Origin of the sequence: Cupriavidus gilardii (genome assembly GCF_008801915.1) — a bacterium.
GTDB classification, from domain to species: domain Bacteria; phylum Pseudomonadota; class Gammaproteobacteria; order Burkholderiales; family Burkholderiaceae; genus Cupriavidus; species Cupriavidus gilardii.
This window is the reverse complement of record NZ_VZOV01000002.1, coordinates 435,161-454,233: the sequence shown is the minus strand read 5'-3', so window position 1 is coordinate 454,233 and position 19,073 is coordinate 435,161. Positions and strand designations below refer to the sequence as shown.

At 65.3% G+C, this 19,073-nt stretch carries 14 protein-coding genes; all 14 read left to right on the top strand.

Features of this window, described 5'->3' with window-relative positions; genetic code table 11:
• Positions 1–48 precede the first annotated feature (48 nt).
• The 14 genes from F7Q96_RS04885 to F7Q96_RS04820 all read left to right on the top strand — a co-directional run bounded on the left by F7Q96_RS04885 (position 49) and on the right by F7Q96_RS04820 (position 19,073).
• Complete coding sequence (locus F7Q96_RS04885; RefSeq protein WP_151022192.1) at positions 49–1,464, top strand: mannose-1-phosphate guanylyltransferase/mannose-6-phosphate isomerase; 1,416 nt, start codon at positions 49–51, stop codon at positions 1,462–1,464.
• A 1-nt stretch (position 1,465) separates the two neighbouring features.
• Positions 1,466–2,296: an ABC transporter permease gene (locus F7Q96_RS04880; protein ID WP_053821172.1), complete on the top strand. Its 831-nt coding sequence runs from the start codon at positions 1,466–1,468 to the stop codon at positions 2,294–2,296.
• Between the two features lie 4 nt (positions 2,297–2,300).
• Positions 2,301–3,089, top strand: a complete 789-nt coding sequence (locus tag F7Q96_RS04875; protein WP_053821173.1) for an ABC transporter ATP-binding protein — start codon at positions 2,301–2,303, stop codon at positions 3,087–3,089.
• A gap of 128 nt (positions 3,090–3,217) precedes the next feature.
• Entirely contained in the window at positions 3,218–4,600 is a 1,383-nt protein-coding gene (locus tag F7Q96_RS04870) for a phenylacetate--CoA ligase family protein (RefSeq protein WP_053821174.1), read from the top strand.
• Positions 4,597–6,159, top strand: a complete 1,563-nt coding sequence (locus F7Q96_RS04865; RefSeq protein WP_053821175.1) for a polysaccharide deacetylase family protein — start codon at positions 4,597–4,599, stop codon at positions 6,157–6,159. The genes F7Q96_RS04870 and F7Q96_RS04865 overlap by 4 nt, the downstream gene beginning before the upstream one ends.
• On the top strand, positions 6,156–7,271 hold the full coding sequence (gene wecB, locus F7Q96_RS04860) for a non-hydrolyzing UDP-N-acetylglucosamine 2-epimerase (protein ID WP_053822991.1): 1,116 nt from the start codon (positions 6,156–6,158) through the stop codon (positions 7,269–7,271). The genes F7Q96_RS04865 and wecB overlap by 4 nt, the downstream gene beginning before the upstream one ends.
• A 130-nt stretch (positions 7,272–7,401) precedes the next feature.
• Positions 7,402–8,520: a glycosyltransferase gene (locus tag F7Q96_RS04855; RefSeq protein WP_226994881.1), complete on the top strand. Its 1,119-nt coding sequence runs from the start codon at positions 7,402–7,404 to the stop codon at positions 8,518–8,520.
• Positions 8,517–9,509, top strand: a complete 993-nt coding sequence (locus F7Q96_RS04850) for a glycosyltransferase (protein WP_053821177.1) — start codon at positions 8,517–8,519, stop codon at positions 9,507–9,509. The genes F7Q96_RS04855 and F7Q96_RS04850 overlap by 4 nt, the downstream gene beginning before the upstream one ends.
• Before the next feature lie 52 nt (positions 9,510–9,561).
• Entirely contained in the window at positions 9,562–10,818 is a 1,257-nt protein-coding gene (locus F7Q96_RS04845; protein WP_053821178.1) for a glycosyltransferase family 4 protein, read from the top strand.
• Positions 10,815–12,761 (top strand): glycosyltransferase family 4 protein, encoded by a 1,947-nt coding sequence (locus F7Q96_RS04840; protein ID WP_053821179.1) that lies wholly within the window; start codon positions 10,815–10,817, stop codon positions 12,759–12,761. Before F7Q96_RS04845 ends, F7Q96_RS04840 begins: the two co-directional genes overlap by 4 nt.
• The gene (locus F7Q96_RS04835) at positions 12,758–16,411 is read left to right on the top strand and encodes a glycosyltransferase (RefSeq protein ID WP_151022190.1); all 3,654 of its coding nucleotides are present in this window, start codon (positions 12,758–12,760) and stop codon (positions 16,409–16,411) included. The genes F7Q96_RS04840 and F7Q96_RS04835 overlap by 4 nt, the downstream gene beginning before the upstream one ends.
• Positions 16,408–17,457: a glycosyltransferase gene (locus tag F7Q96_RS04830; protein ID WP_053821183.1), complete on the top strand. Its 1,050-nt coding sequence runs from the start codon at positions 16,408–16,410 to the stop codon at positions 17,455–17,457. The genes F7Q96_RS04835 and F7Q96_RS04830 overlap by 4 nt, the downstream gene beginning before the upstream one ends.
• 12 nt (positions 17,458–17,469) lie before the next feature.
• Positions 17,470–18,438, top strand: coding sequence for a glycosyltransferase (locus tag F7Q96_RS04825; RefSeq protein ID WP_053821184.1), 969 nt, complete (start codon positions 17,470–17,472; stop codon positions 18,436–18,438).
• The gene (locus F7Q96_RS04820; protein ID WP_053821185.1) at positions 18,435–19,073 is read left to right on the top strand and encodes a histidine phosphatase family protein; all 639 of its coding nucleotides are present in this window, start codon (positions 18,435–18,437) and stop codon (positions 19,071–19,073) included. Before F7Q96_RS04825 ends, F7Q96_RS04820 begins: the two co-directional genes overlap by 4 nt.

Below are 19,073 nucleotides of genomic sequence, written 5' to 3'. Positions count from 1 at the left end.
TGAAACGCAACACCAAGCGCAAAGTTTGACGCGCATTGTGAGGAACATGTGAGTTTGGTACCCATCATCCTGTGCGGTGGCGCCGGTTCCCGGCTGTGGCCCGTGTCGCGTGAACTGCATCCGAAGCCGTTCATCCGTCTGTCGGATGGTCAGAGCCTGCTGCAGAAAGCATTCTTGCGCGCGGCGGCTCTGCCGGGCGTGGCGGAAATCCTGACGGTCACGAACCGGGAGCTGTTCTTCAAGACGGAGGACGAATTCCGTGCCGTCAATGAACAACATTGCGCTACCTCCTACATCCTTGAGCCGCTCGGCCGGAACACCGCCGCCGCGGTTGCGGCAGCATCGCTGCGCGTGGCGCAGACCCATGGTGACGATACCGTGATGCTGGTGCTGGCCGCCGATCATCTGATCGCCGATCAGGACGCGTTCCGCGATGCGGTTCAGCAGGCCGAAGCGCTGGCGCGCGAGGGCCGCATCGTGACCTTTGGCATCCATCCGGAATCTCCCGAAACCGGTTATGGCTATATCGAGGCCGATGGCAATAAGGTACTGCGTTTCGTCGAAAAGCCGTCGCTGGAAAAGGCGCGCGAATATCTGGCGTCGCAGCGATTCCTGTGGAATTCCGGCATGTTCTGCTTCACCGCGGGCGCCATGCTGCGCGAGCTGAAGGAACACGCGCCGGATATCCTGGAGGCTACCGAGGCCAGCCTTGCCAGGTCGCGTGTCGCTACCGCGAAGGGTTGGACTCAGGTGGAGCTGGCGTCGGAGAGCTTCGCCGCGGTGCCGGAAGACTCGATCGACTACGCCGTGATGGAAAAATGCACGCGCGCCGCGGTGGTGCCGTGCTCGATCGGCTGGAGCGACATTGGGTCCTGGGCCGCGCTGAGCGAACTGTCGAAGGCCGACGACAAGGGCAACCGCGTCGAAGGCGAGGCGCTGTTGCATGACGTCAGCGACTGCTATCTGGTGAGCCGCGACCGGTTGATCGGCGCGGTCGGCGTGGAAGGCCTGATCGTGATCGACACCCCCGATGCGCTGCTGATCGCCAACCGGGAACGGGCGCAGGACGTCAAGCATGTGTTCGCCAAGCTCAAGGCGCAAGGCCATGAGGCGCACCGCCTGCATCGGACCGTGCACCGGCCCTGGGGCACCTATACGGTGCTGGAAGAAGGCCCGCGCTTCAAGATCAAGCGTATCGAAGTGAAGCCCGGCGCCAGCCTGAGCCTGCAGATGCATCACCATCGCAGCGAACACTGGATCGTCGTCAGCGGCATGGCGAAGGTTGTCAACGGCGACAAGGAATTCTTCGTCGCAATCAACGAATCGACCTATATCCCGGCTGGCCACAAGCACCGGCTCGAGAATCCGGGCGTGGTCGATCTTGTCATGATCGAAGTGCAGAGCGGCGAGTATCTCGGCGAGGACGATATCGTCCGCTTCGAGGACATTTACGGACGTGCGTGACATGGCGGAAACCGCAGCAGCTGAACACAGCTACGACACCGACGACATCACCCGGCATAGTCATAGCGACGACATGCTGGTGGGCATGCGTGCGTCCCGCATCTGGGGCACGCTGGGCTGGCATGACATCCGCCAGCGCTATCGGCGCTCGGTGATCGGGCCGTTCTGGTTCACGTTGAGCACGGCAATCATGGTGATCGTGCTGGGGGCGCTTTACTCGACGCTGCTGCAGCAGGAAATCTCGGACTATCTGCCGTACCTGGCCATCGGCCTGGTGGTTTGGCAATACCTGGCCTCGGTCGCCAACGAAGGGTGTACCGCGTTCATCGGGTCGGCCTATCTGATCAAGCAGATACGCATCCCGCTGACCGTCCATGTGTGCCGCATTGCGTGGCGGAATTTCGTCATCCTGCTGCACAGCCTGCCGGTGGTGATCATCCTGATGGTCGGCTTCGGTCATTGGCCGACATGGGAATTCCTGCTCGTGCCGATTGGCCTGGCCATGCTGCTGCTGCACGGCATCTGGGTCGGCGTCGCTCTTGGCGTGCTGTGCGCCCGCTTCCGCGATATTCCGCCGATCGTGACGAACCTGGTTCAGGTGATTTTCTTCTTCACGCCCGTGATGTGGATGCCGGAGATCCTGAAGGATCGCTCCTGGATTGCCCACATGAACCCGCTGTATCACCTCATTGAGACAATCCGCGCGCCGATTACCGGCAGGCCGATGCTTTGGGAATCCTGGGCCTGGTCGTTCGGTCTGCTGATTCTGGGATTCGCGTTCGCGCAGTATCTGATGAGCCGATACCGCAATCGCGTTCCATACTGGCTGTAACACCGTGACCTCATCCATCGTTGCAAAAGACATCTCCGTCGCCTTTCCGATCTACGAGAACTCGCACCGTTCTCTGAAGAAGGCCGTGCTGAACCTGACCACGGGCGGCCGGATCGGGCAGGATGCCGGCAAGCACGCGATCGTGACCGCGCTCGATCGGCTCAGCTTTCGCTTCGCGGATGGTGAGCGGGTCGCACTGGTGGGCCACAACGGCTCCGGCAAGACCACGCTGTTGCGCACGCTGTCGGGCGTCTATGCGCCGGTCAGCGGCGAACTGCATACGCGTGGCAAGATCGCCTCGCTGCTTGACGTGTCGATGGGACTGGACCCCGACGCGACCGGATTCGAGAACATCTATCTGCGTGGCATTCTCGACGGCCTGCGGCCCGCGCGCATTCGAAGCAAGATCGACGAGATCGCCGAGTTCAGCGAACTTGGCGATTACCTGAACCTGCCCGTTCGCACGTACTCGAGCGGGATGATGCTGCGGCTGGCTTTCGCCATCTCGACCAGTGTCGAGGCCGACATCCTGATCATGGACGAATGGCTCAGCGTGGGCGACGCCGACTTCAGCCTGAAGGCGGCCAAGCGCCTGGACGAGCTGGTCGGCAAGGCTTCGATCCTGGTGCTGGCGTCGCATGACCCGAAGCTGGTGGCGCGAGTCTGCAATCGGCAGATCAAGATGGAACACGGCCGGATCGTCTCGGACGAGCCAGTGGTCGCCGCAGCCCCCGCCAGGGAGGAGGACGCGGCAACGGCGGTTGCCGGCCTGGCTGCCAGCTCGGTCGGCTAAGGCGCGTCGTCGGATATCGATTACAAGGACGCCTGCGTACCGACAGGCGCCATGGAAAGCGCAGCCCCGCCTTCGGCGGCTTTCCCGAACACAGTGCGGTCAGCCCTATGAGCGACATGACATTTACTATGCGAGCTGATCATCCCTTGCTTCGTTATGGCGAACTCGTTTTTGCTCGCCAGCCGCTGCGCACGCTGAAGGGCGTGGTCGGCGGCTATATCGGCTATCCGATCGCCGAACGGCGGGAGCGCCGCAGCGTCACGCCGAAGGTGGCGGAGCTCCGCCGCCATTACGCCCAGCCGATGGCCGAACGGCGCCGGATTGCGCAGAGGCGGCTCGGGGACATCCTGACCTTCGCCGGCACCCATGTGCCGTACTACCGGGACCTGTTCCGCCAGGTCGGTTTCGATCCGCAGCGTGCCGCCGAGGATCCGCGCCGACTCGAGGTCCTGCCTTACCTGACCAAGGACATCATCCGCGAGCAGGGCGAACGCATGCTGTCGCGCCCGCTGGCCGAACTGCGGCACCACGCGTGCAAGACAGGCGGGTCGACCGGGCTGTCCTGCACTATCTATTACGATCAGGAAGCGGCCGATTATTCGTCGGCCGTCACGCGCTATGCGCGCGAGCGCATCGGCAAGTCGGGCCATCGATCGGAATTGCATTTCGCCTGTCGCTTTCCCGATATGGCGGTTCCGCAATGGCCGTCCCGTGAAGACTTCAAATGCTTCGTCAATAACCGAAGCAACATCTTCTTCGATCGCATCGACGATGTGGGTCTGGAAGAGATCTGGCGTACCTTGCAGCGGCGCCGGCCGTATCTGGTCCATGCGCATCCGTCGACCATCTATGCGCTGGCCTGCTATGTGCAGCGCCGATACGGCGGTGGAAAGACCTTCGAAGTGTTCGAGTCCAGCGGTGAGCTGCTGGAGCCCCACGCCAGGAAGACCATTGCGGCCGCGTTGCAATGCCGGGTGGTCGATCGCTACGGTCTGGCCGAGCTTGGCGTGATGGCGTACGAGCTCGACGGAGAACAGGGGGGCTTCCAGGTGCTGGAGTCGGAGGGATGGCCGGAGTCCCGCACGGTCGAGAACAATGCGGACGGTGCGCACGAACTGGTGTTCACCGGTTTCCGCAACCGGCTGATGCCGCTGGTGCGCTATGCCACCGGCGACCTGGCTCGCGTCGAGGAACTTCCGACCGGCTTCTATCTGACCGATGTGGTCGGCCGCATCCACGACGTCGTGCCGATCAATGGCGTCGATCACCCGACCCACCATATCCAGGACATGCTGGATCACCGGGTCGGCGGGATTCAGGAATTCCAGATCGACCTGCGCACTTCGCCGCCGACGCTCCGGATCGTCCTCGAGCCCTGGGCCAGCGCGGACGACACGATGGCCAAGCTCAAGGCGTTCTGGGGCGATGCCTTCACCGTGGCGTTTGTCGGCCATGACGACTTCGTGCGGGTCGGATCCCGCGCCAAGTTCAGGCATGTGGTGACTGGATGATCGGCGTCGCCTTTCCCTATCCCGCGCGGGCAACCGGGCAACTGGTGCTCGCGGCCCTGCGCCGTTCGGTCAGCGCGTCACAGGCGGCGGCTTTGTCGCGGGGCGCGCTCGCATCGGTCTCGACCCTGGTAGCGGTCGATATGCCCGACGCCTGGACGGACGACCTGATCGCGTGGCTGGCTCGGGGAAGGCGCAAGCTGATCGTGCTTGGCCGTATCTCGGACGTGCTGGCACGCCATCTGGGCTGGCAACCGTCCGCGTTGCCGGACGCGCTCGAACGGGCCAGCCGCAGCGAGCCGGCACCGCGTTCGGGCATGGCGGCGAGCCGTGCCGCGGTGCGCTATGGCGCTGCGGCCGCGGCGCTGGGTTTGCCGGCATGGCACCGACCGTTCGAGCGCTTCGATTTTGCCGACGAGTGGAACAACCTCGGCTACGGTGCGATCCGCGCGGACGGTTCGTGCTGGAGCATCGCGGTCGGTATGGATACCGGCGCAGACGAACTGGCAGCGATCGAAATCGATGGCCGGCGCCAGGGCAGCTATGCCGCGCTGGCACGGCGCGACGACGCCAGCGTGCTGTGGTTCAATCGCGCCGCCGGCCCATGCGATTCCTGGGAATGGCGGATCGTCGAGCAATTCGTGTCGGCGCACGGGGCGGAGACGCTTCCCTGCCATCCCGTGCTGTCCGAAGTGCCTTGGGGCCATGACGCCGCCATTACGTCGCGGCTGGATTGCGACGAAGACGTCGAGTCGGCCCGCCCTTTGTGGGACGCTTACCGCGAGGCCGGCGTGCCGTTTTCGCTGGCGGTGCATACCAGCACGCTGGCGGACGAGCGCCAGCACGGGCTGCTGCGCGAGCTGATCGCCGACGGCGGGGCTGTGCTGTCGCATACCGCGACGCACGCGCCGCAATGGGGCGGCAGTTATGAAGCGGCGCTGCACGAAGGTTGGGCCTCGGCGCACCGCTTGCACGCGGTGACCGGCCGCGAGGTCCGCTACGCGGTTTCGCCGTTTCACCAGACTCCGCGCTACGCCCTGCACGCATTGGCCGATCTGGGCTATGCCGGCTGCATCGGCGGCATCATCCGCAACGATCCCGAATTCGTTCTGGCGCGGGGCGGCGAACTGGCCGGTCTGCCGGCAGGCTTTGTCGGCCACAGCCAGCAATGCATGCTTCACGGGGACTGCCTGCTCGCGGAAGGCGATCCGCTGGCCGTTTATCGTGAGGCTTTCGACCGTGCTCATGCCACCGGCACGTTGTTCGGCTATCTCGATCACCCCTTCTCCGCGCGGTATGCCTATGGCTGGGCCGATGAAGCGGCCCGCATCGATGCCCATCGACAATTGATCGCACATATCCGCGCGCGCGCTCAGTCGCCGCTTTTCCTGCACGAAGAGGCGGCAATGGACTTCCTGCAATATCGGGCGCAGGCGTCGGTGCGTGAGGAAGAGGGCGCCTATCGTGTCGCCGTGCCGGTCGGCGCATCGAACGGACTCCAACTCGCGATCGAGTATCACGGCCGCCGGATGTGCGCGACCGGATGGGAGGCATCGCGATGAAAGTCATGGTCGTGATGGGCACCCGCCCCGAGGTGATCAAGCTCGCGCCTGTCGTCGCGGCCCTGCGCGAAGCGGTCGACGTCACGGTCTGCAGCAGCGGTCAGCACCGCGAGATGCTCGAGCAGGCCATGTCGTATTTTGCGCTGTCGCCGGATATTGGCCTCGATTGCATGCGGCCCGGCCAATCGCTGAATGGTCTGGCATCACGCCTGCTGGCCGAGCTGGACGACGCCATCGCCGCCGAGCGGCCCGACTGGGTGCTGGTGCAGGGCGATACCACCACGGCCTTTTGCGCGGGCCTGGCGGCGTTCCATCGCGGCGTACGCGTCGGGCACGTCGAGGCGGGCCTGCGCACTGGCGATCTGGCCAGTCCCTTTCCCGAGGAAGCCAACCGGAGCCTGCTGGGCCGCATCGCCGCCCGCAACTTCGCGCCGACCAGATCGGCACGGGACAACCTGCTGAACGAAGGCGTCCGCGCCGATACGATCGTCACGACCGGCAACACCGTCGTGGACGCCATCGAAATGGTGCGCGCCGGCTGGGCGGGCCGGATACCGGAGCTGGCCCCCGAGCTGCGCCATGACGGTCCGCAGGTCCTGGTCACGTGCCATCGGCGCGAAAACTTCGGCGACGTGATGCTCGGTATCTGTACCGCACTGCGCGAGCTGTGCCGCCGCTATCCGCACCACCGCTGGATCTTCCCCGTGCACCTGAATCCGGCGGTGCGCGGGCCGGTGCTGCGTGAACTGGGCGGCGTTCCGAATCTGTCGCTGGTCGAGCCGGTCGACTATCCGACCAGTCTCTATCTGATCAGCCGCAGCGACCTGGTCGTCAGCGATTCGGGCGGCATCCAGGAAGAGGCGCCGACCTTCGGCGTGCCGGTGGTCGTGATGCGCAGCCATACCGAGCGGCGTGAAGGCGTCGATGCCGGGTTTGCGACGCTGGCGGGCCAGGACCCGCGGTCGATCAGCGCGGCGGTTGCGGACTGGCTCGATGCCCCGCAGCGTGTCGTTGCGTTGCGCGATCGTGCCAATCCATATGGCGACGGTCGCGCGTCGGCGCGCGTGGTCGCGAGCCTGCTGGGTCGGCCGATGGAGGACTTCGGTGGTTGAGGCGATCGACACGCCTGAAACGGCGAGCGCCCGTCCATCCGCGTCCGTGGTAGCCGGCGCGGAAGCGGGCGATTGCGTGTTGTTCTCCACCGCCGATTGGGACGAGCCTTACTGGACCAACAAGCAGCATATGGCATGCGAGCTGGCCGGCCTCGGCTGGCGGGTCCTGTACATCGAGAGCGTGGGCCTGCGCAGGCCCCGCATGGCGAGCGGACGAGACTGGAAGCGCCTGTGGCGACGCCTCTGGCGCGGCGTGCAGTCGGTGCTGATCGGTCCACCACGGCGCCGCGACAATATCTGGGTGCTGTCGCCACTGATCGTGCCGGCGAAACATCATTGGCCCGTGGTGCGCTGGATCAATCAGGCCCTGCTGCGGCATGCGCTGAGGCGATTCCTGCGGGCCAGGCGTTTCGCGCGCCCGCTGGTGTGGACCTACCATCCGTACATGCAGAACGCAATCGCGGACGTGCCGCGCGGTGCGCTGGTCTACCACTGCGTCGACGATCTGTCGGCGGTGCCGGGCGTCGACGTGGCAGCGTTCGAGGCCGCCGAGCGCGGCTTGCTGCAGGCGTGCGACGCGGTCTTCGTCACCGCTCGTGCGCTCGAGGACCGTTGTCGCCCGTTCAATCCGCGCACGTATTTTCTGCCCAATGTCGCGGACGATCGCCACTTCGGCAAGGCGTTGGCGGCCGGACCGGTGCCCGACGACCTCGCGGCCATCCCGACCCCGCGCCTGGTTTATCACGGCGTGCTGTCCGATTTCAAGGTCGACTTCGCGCTGCTGCTGGAGGTCGCGCGTCGGCGGCCGGAGTGGCACTGGGTGCTGATCGGCGAGCAGCGCGAGGGGCAACAGAGCCCGCTGGTGGATGCGCTGGCGGCGTTGCCGAACGTGCATCTGCTGGGCTACCGCAGCTATGCGCAATTGCCCGACTATCTGCGCGGCATGCAGGTCGGACTGCTGCCGACACTGATCAACGACTACACCAGATCGATGTTTCCAATGAAGTTCTTCGAATACCTGGCGGCCGGCCTGCCGGTCGTGTCGACTCCGCTGGCGTTCGCCGAGGACGGTCCGGCAGGCCTGGAAATCGGCGCGGACGCGGACGCGTTCGAGGCGGCGATCGAGCGCCAGCTGGGGCGAGGACGGTTGGGCGAGGAGGAGGCCCGGCGCTTTGTCGGCGACAACACCTGGCGGGCACGCACCGTGCGCATGCTCGAACGCGTCCGTACGTTGGAGGCCAGACCATGAAGGTGATGTTCGCCACCTACCCGATGGCCTTCCACACGCCAGGCGGGGGTGAGATCCAGCTGCTGGCCTACCGCAAGCACCTGCCCGCGCATGGCGTCGACGTTTCGCTGTTTGACCAATGGGCGCCGCGTTTTCTCGAGCACGACGTGGTCCACTTCTTCTCGTGCATCGGCGGGTCGGTGCACTTCTGCCATTTCGTCAAGCAGTTGGGCTTGCCGCTGGTCGTGTCGACCAGCCTGTGGATCACCGAAGGCACGCGGCATCTTTACCCGGTGGACGAGATTCGTGCCCAGCTGGCGCTCGCCGACCGGGCCGTCACCAACTCCGACATCGAGAGCGACATGCTGGCCAGCGTGCTGGACCTGCCGCGCTCGAAGTTTGCCACCGTCTACAACGGCATCGACGAGTTCTTCCTGCAGAAGGTCGGCCCGGAAGGATTCCGGCAACGCTTCGGTATCGACGGTCCGTTCGTGTTGAACGTCGGCAATATCGAGCCGCGCAAGAATCAACTGGCGCTGGTGCGCGCCATGAAGCGGCTGCCGCAGTTCCGCCTGGTCCTGATCGGTCATCAGCGCGATCCGCAGTACGCGGGCCGGGTGCTGGAGGAGGGCGGCGAGCAGGTCAGCTACCTGGGACCGATGCCGCACGACGAAACGCTGCTGTCCGCGTACACCGCATGCGAACTGTTCGCCCTGCCCAGTACGCTGGAGACTCCCGGTCTTGCGGCGCTGGAGGCTGCGGCCCAGGGCGCGCCGCTGCTGCTGACCCGGGAGGGGTCGTGCCAGGAGTATTTTGGCGACCGTGCCGTGTATGTGGACCCGGCGTCGGTCGACGCGATCGCCGACGCGATGCGCACCATGCTGTCGAACGGTGGCCGCGCGGGCGCGCCGGGACAGGCGAACGCCGCGGCGTCCGCGTTCCGGCCGGAGGCGTTCACCTGGTCGTCCACGACGGCGGCGTTGCGCGATGTCTACCGGCAGCTGGCGTAACGCATGCCGATCGACGCGCAGATACACAGAACGGCCATACGCCATTAGAACGATGATGAAACCCCGTTTCGCTTCCACCCCGCAGAGCAGCGCCAAGCCGCGCGTCCTGATGGTCACCCATGTGATGCCGTATCCGCCCGCGGCGGGCAACGAGATCCGCATCTACAAGATGCTGTCGTGGTTCCGGCGCAAGGGATATGCGGTCACGCTGGTGCTGAAGCCGCTGGGCGACACCGAAGTCAGCAATCAGTGCATCCTCGGTCTGCGCGACGTCGTCGACGAGCTGCATGTGTTCGACAATCGTATCGTGCTGCCGCGGCCCGGAGGCACCATGGCCAAGCCGGTGCAGGTCGACACCGACTTTGCCGACGCCGAACTGTCCCGCATCCAGGACGGCTTCTGCCCCGACTGGTTTGCCGCCGAAGTGGCACCGATCGTGGCCGCGGTCCGTCCGGACGTGGTGATCGCCCAATACGTCTTCATGAGCCGTATCCTCGAATTGCCGGAATGCGGGGATGCGCTGAAGATCATCGACGCCCATGACCTGTTCTGCCGCAAGCAGAAGACCGTAGAACAGTATGGGATCAAGAACTACAGCCTGAGCCTGACCGAGGCACAGGAAAGCGCCTTGCTCCGCCGCGCCGACATCGTGCTGGCGATCCAGAAGGCCGAACAGGATGAGCTGCGGCAATTGGTGCCGGAAGTCGAGGCGCTGCTGACCTCGTTCGATCTGGATATCCATCATGGCGATCCCGCCGCGGTGGTGCCCGACCAGGTGCTGATCGTCGCATCGAGCAACGAATTCAACGTCAAGGGAACGCAGGACTTCCTCGACTATACGTGGCCGCTGGTACGTGCCGCGCGTCCCGGCGCGCGTCTTCGCGTGATCGGCAAGGTGTGCCAGTTCGTGCATTGCGACGATCCGACCGTATCGCTGCTCGGCTTTGTCGAGAGCCTCGAGGCGGAGTACGAGCAGGCTGCGGTCGTGGTCAATCCCTGCCGCGTCGGTACCGGCCTGAAGATCAAGACCATCGAGGCGCTGGCATGGGGCAAGGCGCATGTGGCCTGGCCTTCCGCAGCGGACGGACTCCGGGAGCTCGGCGACGTGCCGGCGGTGATCGTCCACGACGCGGTCGCGTTTGCACGAGAGATCGTAGCGCTGCTGGCGCGGGAGCCGGAGCGCGTCGCGCTGCAGCAGGCCGCCCACGCCTTCATCGAACAACATTTCGGTTCCGAAAGCGTGTATTCCGCCCTGACCGGCCGGATTGACGCGTGCCGCAACCACGACATCGAACAGGTGCCAGCTTGACCAGCAAGATCGCCATCGTCATTACCCTGCCCGAAGCCGCGCGTCCCGAGCAGCAGGCCGTTGCATGCCATGGCGCACTGGCCGATGCGCCGCTGCGGCAGCTCGTCGAGCGCGTCCATGTCTTCGTGCCCGCGGGCGCCGCGCCGATCTCTGACGATCCGATGATCGAGACGATCCCGGTGCGGGACGCCGGCGACTACATCGCACGGTTGAACCGCGTCGTGCATCCGCTGGCGGAAGCCGGCACGCCGGTACTGTTCACCGCGCCCGAATACGCATTCGACGGGGAGGCGGTCGCGCGGCTGCTGGAGGCGCTGGAAGCCGATCCGCTGTATGGCTTTGCCGTGCCGCGCACCAATATCGGCGGCTCGGCCCCCATCCCGCGCCAGTCCGGGGACGAGGCCCTGGCCAGCCGCGAACCCCTCGCGCCGTTTCTGCAGGCCCTGCCGTCGCGCTGGGGCGGTGGCATTGTCACTAGCGCGCCTGTACTCGTGCGGGGCGACATGCTTTACCACTTTGGCCGGCTCGACGGCAAGGACGAGCGGCTGGGCGATGCGCTCGGGCGGCTGTTCATCCGTGCCAACCGCCGCGGATACAGTGCCGTGGTCTGCAACCGCGCGTTGTTCTTTGCCGCCGAGTCCGCGCCCTATCCCGGTGCGGCGCAGCCGCCGTCGATCGAACGGGCGGCCGACTATGCGCGCGCCATTGCGCGCCGTGCGGAGTTCCCGGAGCAGCGCTGGGAGGCGCTGCTGTGGCAGCGGCTCAAGCCGAAAGCAATGCGTACCGTATTGTTCGATATCCGCAACCTCGCGCCCGGCTACAACGGCACCGCGCAGCACATCCTTTCGCTGCTTGATCCGATTGTCCGGCTCGCCGAAAGTGTGTCGGTGGCCCCGCGTTTCTGGGTGCTTCCCGAGGCCGCGCAGTTCCACGGTTTGGATCGGACCATGCCGGATGCCCTGATCCACACGATGCCCGACGATGCCATCTTCGATGCGGCCATCCGTCTGTCGCAACCGTGGAGCTTCAGCGAACTGCGCGACCAGGCGCGCCGGTCGACCGTGAATCTGTATCTGATCATGGACGCCATCGCCTGGGACTGCCATTACATCCGCATGCCGCATATCGATGGCGTATGGCGGGCGGCTGCCAGCTATGCCGACGGCTTCGTCTTCAACAGCGGCTATACGCGCAATGCGTTTCACGAGCGCTTCCCGGCATCGCGCGATGTGCCGAGCGCCATCTCTTACTGCTCGCTGGATCCGGCTGAATACCATGCACCGCCAACAGGGGGCGACGCGCCGGACGGCGAGCCGTATGTGCTGGTGGTCGGCAACCAGTACTACCACAAGGGCCTGCACGAAGCGGTGCGCGTGCTTGCTGCGGGCTTCCCGGAGGCACGGATCCGCGTTCTCGGCGAGGTCGGGGAGCAATACCCCAACGTCGAGCAGTTGCCATCGGGCATGTTGTCCAACGAAGCGGTCGATACGCTGTTCCGCGAATGCGCGTGCCTGGTGTTCCCGTCGTTCTATGAAGGATTCGGTCTTCCCGTGCTGAAGGCGCTGTCGTTCGGCAAGCCGGTGATCGCGCGGCAAAGCCAGCTGATTGACGAGATACGGACGCGCGTCAGTCCTGTCGATGGCATCGTGCCGTTCTCGCGGCGGACCGAATTGCTGAGTGCCGTCAGCGAGGTGCTGGAGCGCAAGGACTACTGGACGAATTGCCGGACCCAGACGCGACGGCCCGCCCAGGTCTTCGGTTGGGAGGCGGCTGCCCGCGAAGTGCTCGCGCTGGTGGACGCATCGCTGCGCGATGCGGATGCCGGGCGCTGCCTGCAGCGGCTGGAGTTCTTCTATCGGATCGATCAGTTCGACGTGGAGCGCGCGGGTTGGGCCAATGCGGCGCAGAACAAGGTCATCTTCGAAGTGGAGATGGAAGAATGAAGCTGCTTACCTTGTTCGTCCGCTACGGCGATGCCGACTACCAGGGCGCATTCAAGCGGCTGTGCCAGCTGTACCAGCGCATCGAAGGGCTCGACTACGATGCGGTCCTGATCGACACGGCGCTGCCCACGGACCTGACGGTCAGCCTCGGTCCGAACATCGTCATGATCGGCGGCGACAACTCGCGCCGCGAATTCAGCGGCTGGGACACCGCGCTGGCGCGCTTTCCCGCTTTGCTGGACGGGTACGATCTCGTACATATCGTGACGTCGGCGTTCGAGAACGAGTACAACGGCTTCTATCCGTACATCAATCGGCAGATGTTCGACTATGCGGCGAGCCACGACGATGTCGTGCTGGCGCATATCGATGCCTATCCCGACGCAGTGCGGCAGTTCGGACGCAGTTTCCAGACGTGGGGCTGTTCCAAGTTCCTGATTGCGGTCCCCGAGCGCATTCGCAAGCTTGGCAGCTTCGTCGGCCGGTTTGGCGCGGAGGCGCTGTTCGCGCCTTCGTCCGACCGCCCCTTCCGTGAAGACGCGCCCTTGTCGGCGAACTACCAGTCCTATCTGCTCGAATGGCTGACCGGCGATGGTCTGCCGCACGGCAAATGGCATTCGGTGTTCGAACTGTCGCCGCAGAACCTGCAGCGCTTTCAGGCGAAGGCAATCTCGATAGTCGACGAACATGCGCTGTCGATGCGGCTGCGCGAGACCGGCGCTCGCATTGTCGACTATACGTGGCTGCATTCCCGTGGGCTCGAGCAGGACGCCGGCAGCATCCCGGACGAAATCCAGCAGGTGCAGGAACGCAACCGGTATCTGTTCGACAACCCCATCGTCGAGCGCAGCCTGGATCTCTCCGACCATCGGCATTACCGCAGTCTGGCGACGCTGTTCCAGCGGCGGCAGAAGAGCGAGACGCCGTTCGGCCGCACTCCGGTGCTCGAGGCGCTGTGGCTGGGCAATCGTGTGCTGCGGTCCCAGTTCGATCTCGACGATCCGCTGCACTGCGCCGCCATCCACCTGAACCAGGGCGTCGCGATCGATGGCGAACAGCGCGACTGGCTGGCGCGCCCCGATACCACGCTGCCGCAGGACGGCTGGCTGCCGCTGACGCGCGGCCTGCATGCCATCTATCTTGCGCGCGACGATCTGCGTGCCTCGTTCGATCTGGCCACCCGCGGCGGCAGGCACGGTCTGGTGTCATGGTGGTTGCTGGAAGGACTGCGCGATGCGCGCTACGTCGGCTTCATGCGCGACGACATGTACGCGCGCGTCGACGAAACCGTGGTGCAGGACCAGCCCCTGCCCATCACCTGCGGCTTGCACGCGCTATGCGAGGCTCGCGACGATTTGCGCGAGCAGGCGGATCTGTCGACCGAGGCCGGGCGGCGTACGCTACTTTCCTGGTGGATGCTCGAGGGGATCCACGATCCTTCGCTGAGGACGTGCATGCCCGCGGCGCTGTACGCGGAGGTGTGCACTCAGGTCCAGCAGGATGCCGCCATTCCGCTGACGCGCGGTTTGCTGGCACTCAGGGTAGCGCGGCAGGACTTGCGGGACATGGATACCGCCACGCGCGAAGGGCGCGAGCGGCTCGTGTCGTGGTGGGTGCTGGACGGCCGCCACGAAGCCCAACCCATCTGCATCGTGCGGCCTGAGGAGTATGCGGCCGTCGACCCGGCGATCGTGCAGGACGCACTTCTGCCCATTACCAAGGGCCTGCATGCCGTCTGCAAGGCGCGCACGGATCTGCGCGACCAGATCGATCTGGCCACGCCCGAAGGCAGGGGCAAGCTGATCCAATGGTGGATCCGCGAGGGCGCCGGAACACCGGCATTCGACGGCTTCCTGCCAATCGCGTTCTATCATGAGCTGGCGCGCGATATCGCGCAGGATGCGCCTCTGCCGATTACGCGGGGCATGCAGGCCTTGCACGCTGCCCGCGACGATCTGCGCGAATTTGCCGATCTGGCGGACAGGGAAGGGCGCGCGGCCTTTGTCTCGTGGTGGATTCGCGAGGTGCCGGGCAACGCGTTTCTGGCCCAGCTGATCTCCCGAGACCAGCTGCAGCAGCCCGACGCCACCGTGACGCAGGACCAGCAGGTTCCCATTACGCGGGCGATGCGGGCGCTGTACACGGCGCTGGCCGGCGGGCCGGGTACCGACAAGGCCCTGGAGCAGGCTGAGGGCCGCGGTGAACTGGTGGCATGGTGGAGCGAGCAACTGCTGCGCGGCGCGGTTCCCCGCGCGCTGCTGCCCACCGACGCAACACTCGGCATCTCCGACCCGACGCAGCCCGGCAACGAGCGCGACGTAGTGCATCCGCTCGCCGCAGCGGCCTATGCCCAACGGTCCGACCTGCGGGACGCGTTCGACACCGGCACGGCCGAAGGCCGCCTGGCGCTGAACTTGTGGCTGTTCAACTTCGGCAAGTACGAGCTGCGCCTGCATATCGAGGACGAAGAGCCGCCGACGCATGAAATCCGGCGTCCGCCGCACGGCGGGACAACCGGCAAGTTCCTGCGCGGGGGCGTCAATATCGTGGGCTTCGGGCGCGGCGAACTGGGGATCGGCGAGGACGTCAGAATGGCATCGCTGGCGCTGCGGCACGTCGATATGGACCTGTGCGTGCCCGCTATCCCGCTGGCGATCGGCGCACGCCAGCAGGACCTGTCTCTGCGTGCCTATGAGGTGGACGCGCCGCTGTACAACACCAATCTCGTGTTTCTGCCCCATTACGAGACGATCCGGCTGCTGGGCGCCACCGGCGAAAAACTGTTCGGCGACCGCTACAACATCGGCTGCTGGCAGTGGGAGTTGCCGGCTTACCCCCGCGGCATGGAGCTGGCGCTGGAACTCGTCGACGAAATCTGGTCGAGTACCCGTTTCACCGCCGAGGCAATGCGCGGTGCCACCGACAAGCCAGTGCTTGTCATGCCGATGGCAGTCGCGTTGCCGCCGTTGAGCCGTGCCTACACCAGGGCAGAGTTCGGCCTGCCTGAGGACGCGTTCGTCTTCCTCAATATCCTGGACGGCAATTCCAGCGTCCATCGCAAGAATCCGCTGGCGGTGATCAAGGCGTTCCAGCGGGCGTTCCCGCCCGGCACCGGCGGTGTTCACCTGCTGTTCAAGACGATGAACATGGGCAGTGCGCCGAGCCAATGGGACGATGTGCTGGCGCTGTGCCGCGACGATCCGCGTGTCTCCATCATCTCCGAAGCCATTGCGCGCGAAGCGGTGATCGGGCTGCAATCCGTCTGCGATTGCTTCGTGTCGCTGCATCGTGCCGAGGGCTTTGGCCGCAATATCGCCGAAGCCATGCTGCTGGAGAAGCCGGTAATCGTATCGGCGTTCTCGGGCAACACGGACTTTACCAACGACACCACGGCCTTCATGGTCGGTGGCGAAGCCATCGCAGTTGGTGCCGGCGAGTATGCATTCGCGGACGGTCAGCATTGGTGGGATGCCGACGTCGAGTCGGCGGCGTCGCAGATGCGGCGCTGTGTCGAGGACGAAGGCGAGCGCCGGCAGCGTGCGCTGGCGGGCAAGCACTTCGTGCTGGCCCACTATTCGCCGGAAGCGGTGGGGCGCAACTATCTCGAACGGCTGCAGCAACTGAACGCAGCGAGCAAGGAGGGCGCATGACGCTATTCATCGCCGCACCGGACATCCACATCGGCGACGCCGTGGGCAATCACTGCCTCGGTATTGCCCGCGCCGCCGAGCGACTGGGCATCCCGGCGCGCGCCTGCGCGAAACACTTCACGGGCGACGTCGAGCCGCTGGACATGCTGTTCGAGCAGATTCAGCCGCAAGATACGCTGCTGGTCAGCTATTCGATTTACGACCCGATGCTCGAGCGCCTGCTCGCGCTGGGAAATCGCAAACTGTGCTACTTCCACGGCGTGACGGAGCCAGAGCTGCTGCGCGAATTCGAGCCCGTCACCGCGGATCTGTGCGCACGCTCGCTGGAGCAGTATCCGCTGCTGCGGCAGTTCGATCTGGTGATGGCCAATTCCCGGCTGACTGCGGCATCGCTCGCGCCGCATCTGCGGGCCGACGAGATTCTGGTGATTCCGCCGGTATGGCCGGATATGCCGCTGTTCCGGCATGTCCCTGCCGGGCGAGCCGACCGCACCGGCCCATTGACGCTGCTCGTGGTGGGACGGGTCGTTCCGCACAAGCGGGTCGAGGATGCGATCGAGATCCTGGCGATGGTCCGGGAAAGCGGTGTCGACGCCAAGCTTGAAATCGTCGGCAGCGCGCCCAACGGCGTCTATCTCGCTTTCCTGAGCGAGCGCGCGGCGCAATGCGGCGTGGCCGAGCACGTCGAGATCACCGGGATGATCGATGACGAAAGCCTGTTCGCGCGCTTCGACCGCGCCGGCGCCATGCTGTCCGTCAGCCAGCACGAAGGGTTTTGCGTGCCCGTGCTCGAGGCCATGCATCTGGGCGTGCCGACCTTCGTGCGCTCCGGTACTGCCGCGAGCGAGGTCGGCGCCGATGCCACCGTCTCGTTCGACCGTCTGGAGGAGGCACGCACGGCGATCCTGCAGATGCATCGCGACCCGGGGCGCCGTGCCGCCATGATCGAAGCCGGAAAGCGGCGCGCGGCGGCCGTGCTGGCGCAGGCCGACGACAAGGCCCTCGCCGCTGTGCTGTCGGTGCCGCGCCAGGCCAACAACTTCTAGCTGGATATCATCTTGTCCGATCCTCGTGTATTGATCACCACCTACCACCAGGCGTTTCTGGTGCGTGGCGGCGGCGAGTACGAAATCTTCTCGGTGGCCGACAGCCTGAAGCAGCGCGGTCTGATCGTCGACATCTACGGTCCTTATTCCAGGGACATGGACAACTACGATGTCGTGCTGCATTTTTCGGTGCACGGAGGCGGTATCGAGTTGCTGCAGGAATTGAAGGCGACCGGCAAGCCGGTGGCACTGTGGCCCAATCTGTGGGTCCGGGACATCGGCAACGCGCCGGTCGACCTGGTCAATCGGCATGTCGATCTCGCCGACGCGGTGATCTTCAAGTCGGACGCAGAACTCGCGCACTTCCGCGAGCGCTTCCGCCTGCCGGCCGAGAAGGAGCACCGCGTCACGGTCGGTGCCGACGCTGCCTACATCAAACGAGCGCCACAAGGCCTGTTCCGCAGCCTGTATGGTCTGGATCGCTACGCGATCTGGTTCGGCGTGATCGAGCCGAACAAGAACCAGCTGGCCGCGATTCGCGTGTTGCGCGAAAAGGGCATTCCCCTGGTGCTGGTCGGCCGCAGCCGCGAGGAAGCGTACTTCCGCCAATGTCGCGAGGCTGGCGGCGACAACGTGCTGTTCATCAAGGGACTGCCGCAAAAGTCTGAAATCGTCCGCAGCGCGCTGCAGGAAGCGCTGTTCTATATCGAGGTCTCGCATGAGCCGCCGGGGCTGTCCGCTATCGAGGCGGGCCTGTCCGGCTGCCGTCTGCTGTTGAGCGATTCGGCCTGGTCGCGCGAGCACTTTGGCGATCATGCGGTTTATGCCGATCCCGCTAGCGACGAGGCCATCGCCGCTGCCGTCGATCAGGTGCTGGCGCTGCCCGCCGATACTACCTCGCTGGTCGATGACATGCGGCGCTTCTGCCTTCCCGGCGCCATCAATCCTCTGATCGACATCCTGCGGAGCATTGCCAGATGATGCTCTATCTGGTCCGCCATGGCCGTTCCGTGGCCAACGATGCCGGGCTGGTCACCGGCACCACAGCCGACGAGCTCGACGCCATCGGGGTCGCGCAGGCGCAGCGCATGGCGGCGTGGTTGTCGCATGCCGGCATCGTGGCCGATCGGTACATGACCAGCCAGTGGTGTCGCGCGCAGCAGACTGCCCGCTTGCTGATGCCGGCCGCGGATTGGGAAGTCGACTCCCGGTTGGGCGAGACCGATGCCGGCGAAGTTGCCGACTGGCAGCTCGCTCGCTTTCTTGCGCAATGTCCGGACTTTTATGCCGATCCGGGCAACCGCTATCCGGGTGGCGAGTCGCATCTCGCGCTGAACCAGCGCGTGCTGGGCTGGCTCGACGAGCAATTGGCACGGCCGGTCGATGCCCTGATGGTGGTGGCCCATTCGGGCCCCATTTCCTGCATTCTGCAGCATATCCACGGCGTGGGGATGGAGCGCTTTCCGGCCTTCCTGCCGGCCCATGCCAGCCTGTCGGCGATCGAAATGGTGCGCGGCGATGATGTATGGCATGGCCGCCTGCTTGCTTTCGCGCTGGGTCCGCTGGAAAACCTGCCGGTCGCCATCCATGGCGCGCGGGGGAGGGCGGCATCGTGA

Coding starts and splice junctions, on each gene's coding strand:
- F7Q96_RS04855 (WP_226994881.1), top strand. CDS start 7,402: ATGGCATGCGAGCTGGCCGGCCTCGGCTGGCGGGTCCTGTACATCGAG.
- F7Q96_RS04870 (WP_053821174.1), top strand. CDS start 3,218: ATGCGAGCTGATCATCCCTTGCTTCGTTATGGCGAACTCGTTTTTGCT.
- F7Q96_RS04820 (WP_053821185.1), top strand. CDS start 18,435: ATGATGCTCTATCTGGTCCGCCATGGCCGTTCCGTGGCCAACGATGCC.
- F7Q96_RS04880 (WP_053821172.1), top strand. CDS start 1,466: ATGGCGGAAACCGCAGCAGCTGAACACAGCTACGACACCGACGACATC.
- wecB (WP_053822991.1), top strand. CDS start 6,156: ATGAAAGTCATGGTCGTGATGGGCACCCGCCCCGAGGTGATCAAGCTC.
- F7Q96_RS04845 (WP_053821178.1), top strand. CDS start 9,562: ATGATGAAACCCCGTTTCGCTTCCACCCCGCAGAGCAGCGCCAAGCCG.
- F7Q96_RS04830 (WP_053821183.1), top strand. CDS start 16,408: ATGACGCTATTCATCGCCGCACCGGACATCCACATCGGCGACGCCGTG.
- F7Q96_RS04835 (WP_151022190.1), top strand. CDS start 12,758: ATGAAGCTGCTTACCTTGTTCGTCCGCTACGGCGATGCCGACTACCAG.
- F7Q96_RS04865 (WP_053821175.1), top strand. CDS start 4,597: ATGATCGGCGTCGCCTTTCCCTATCCCGCGCGGGCAACCGGGCAACTG.
- F7Q96_RS04850 (WP_053821177.1), top strand. CDS start 8,517: ATGAAGGTGATGTTCGCCACCTACCCGATGGCCTTCCACACGCCAGGC.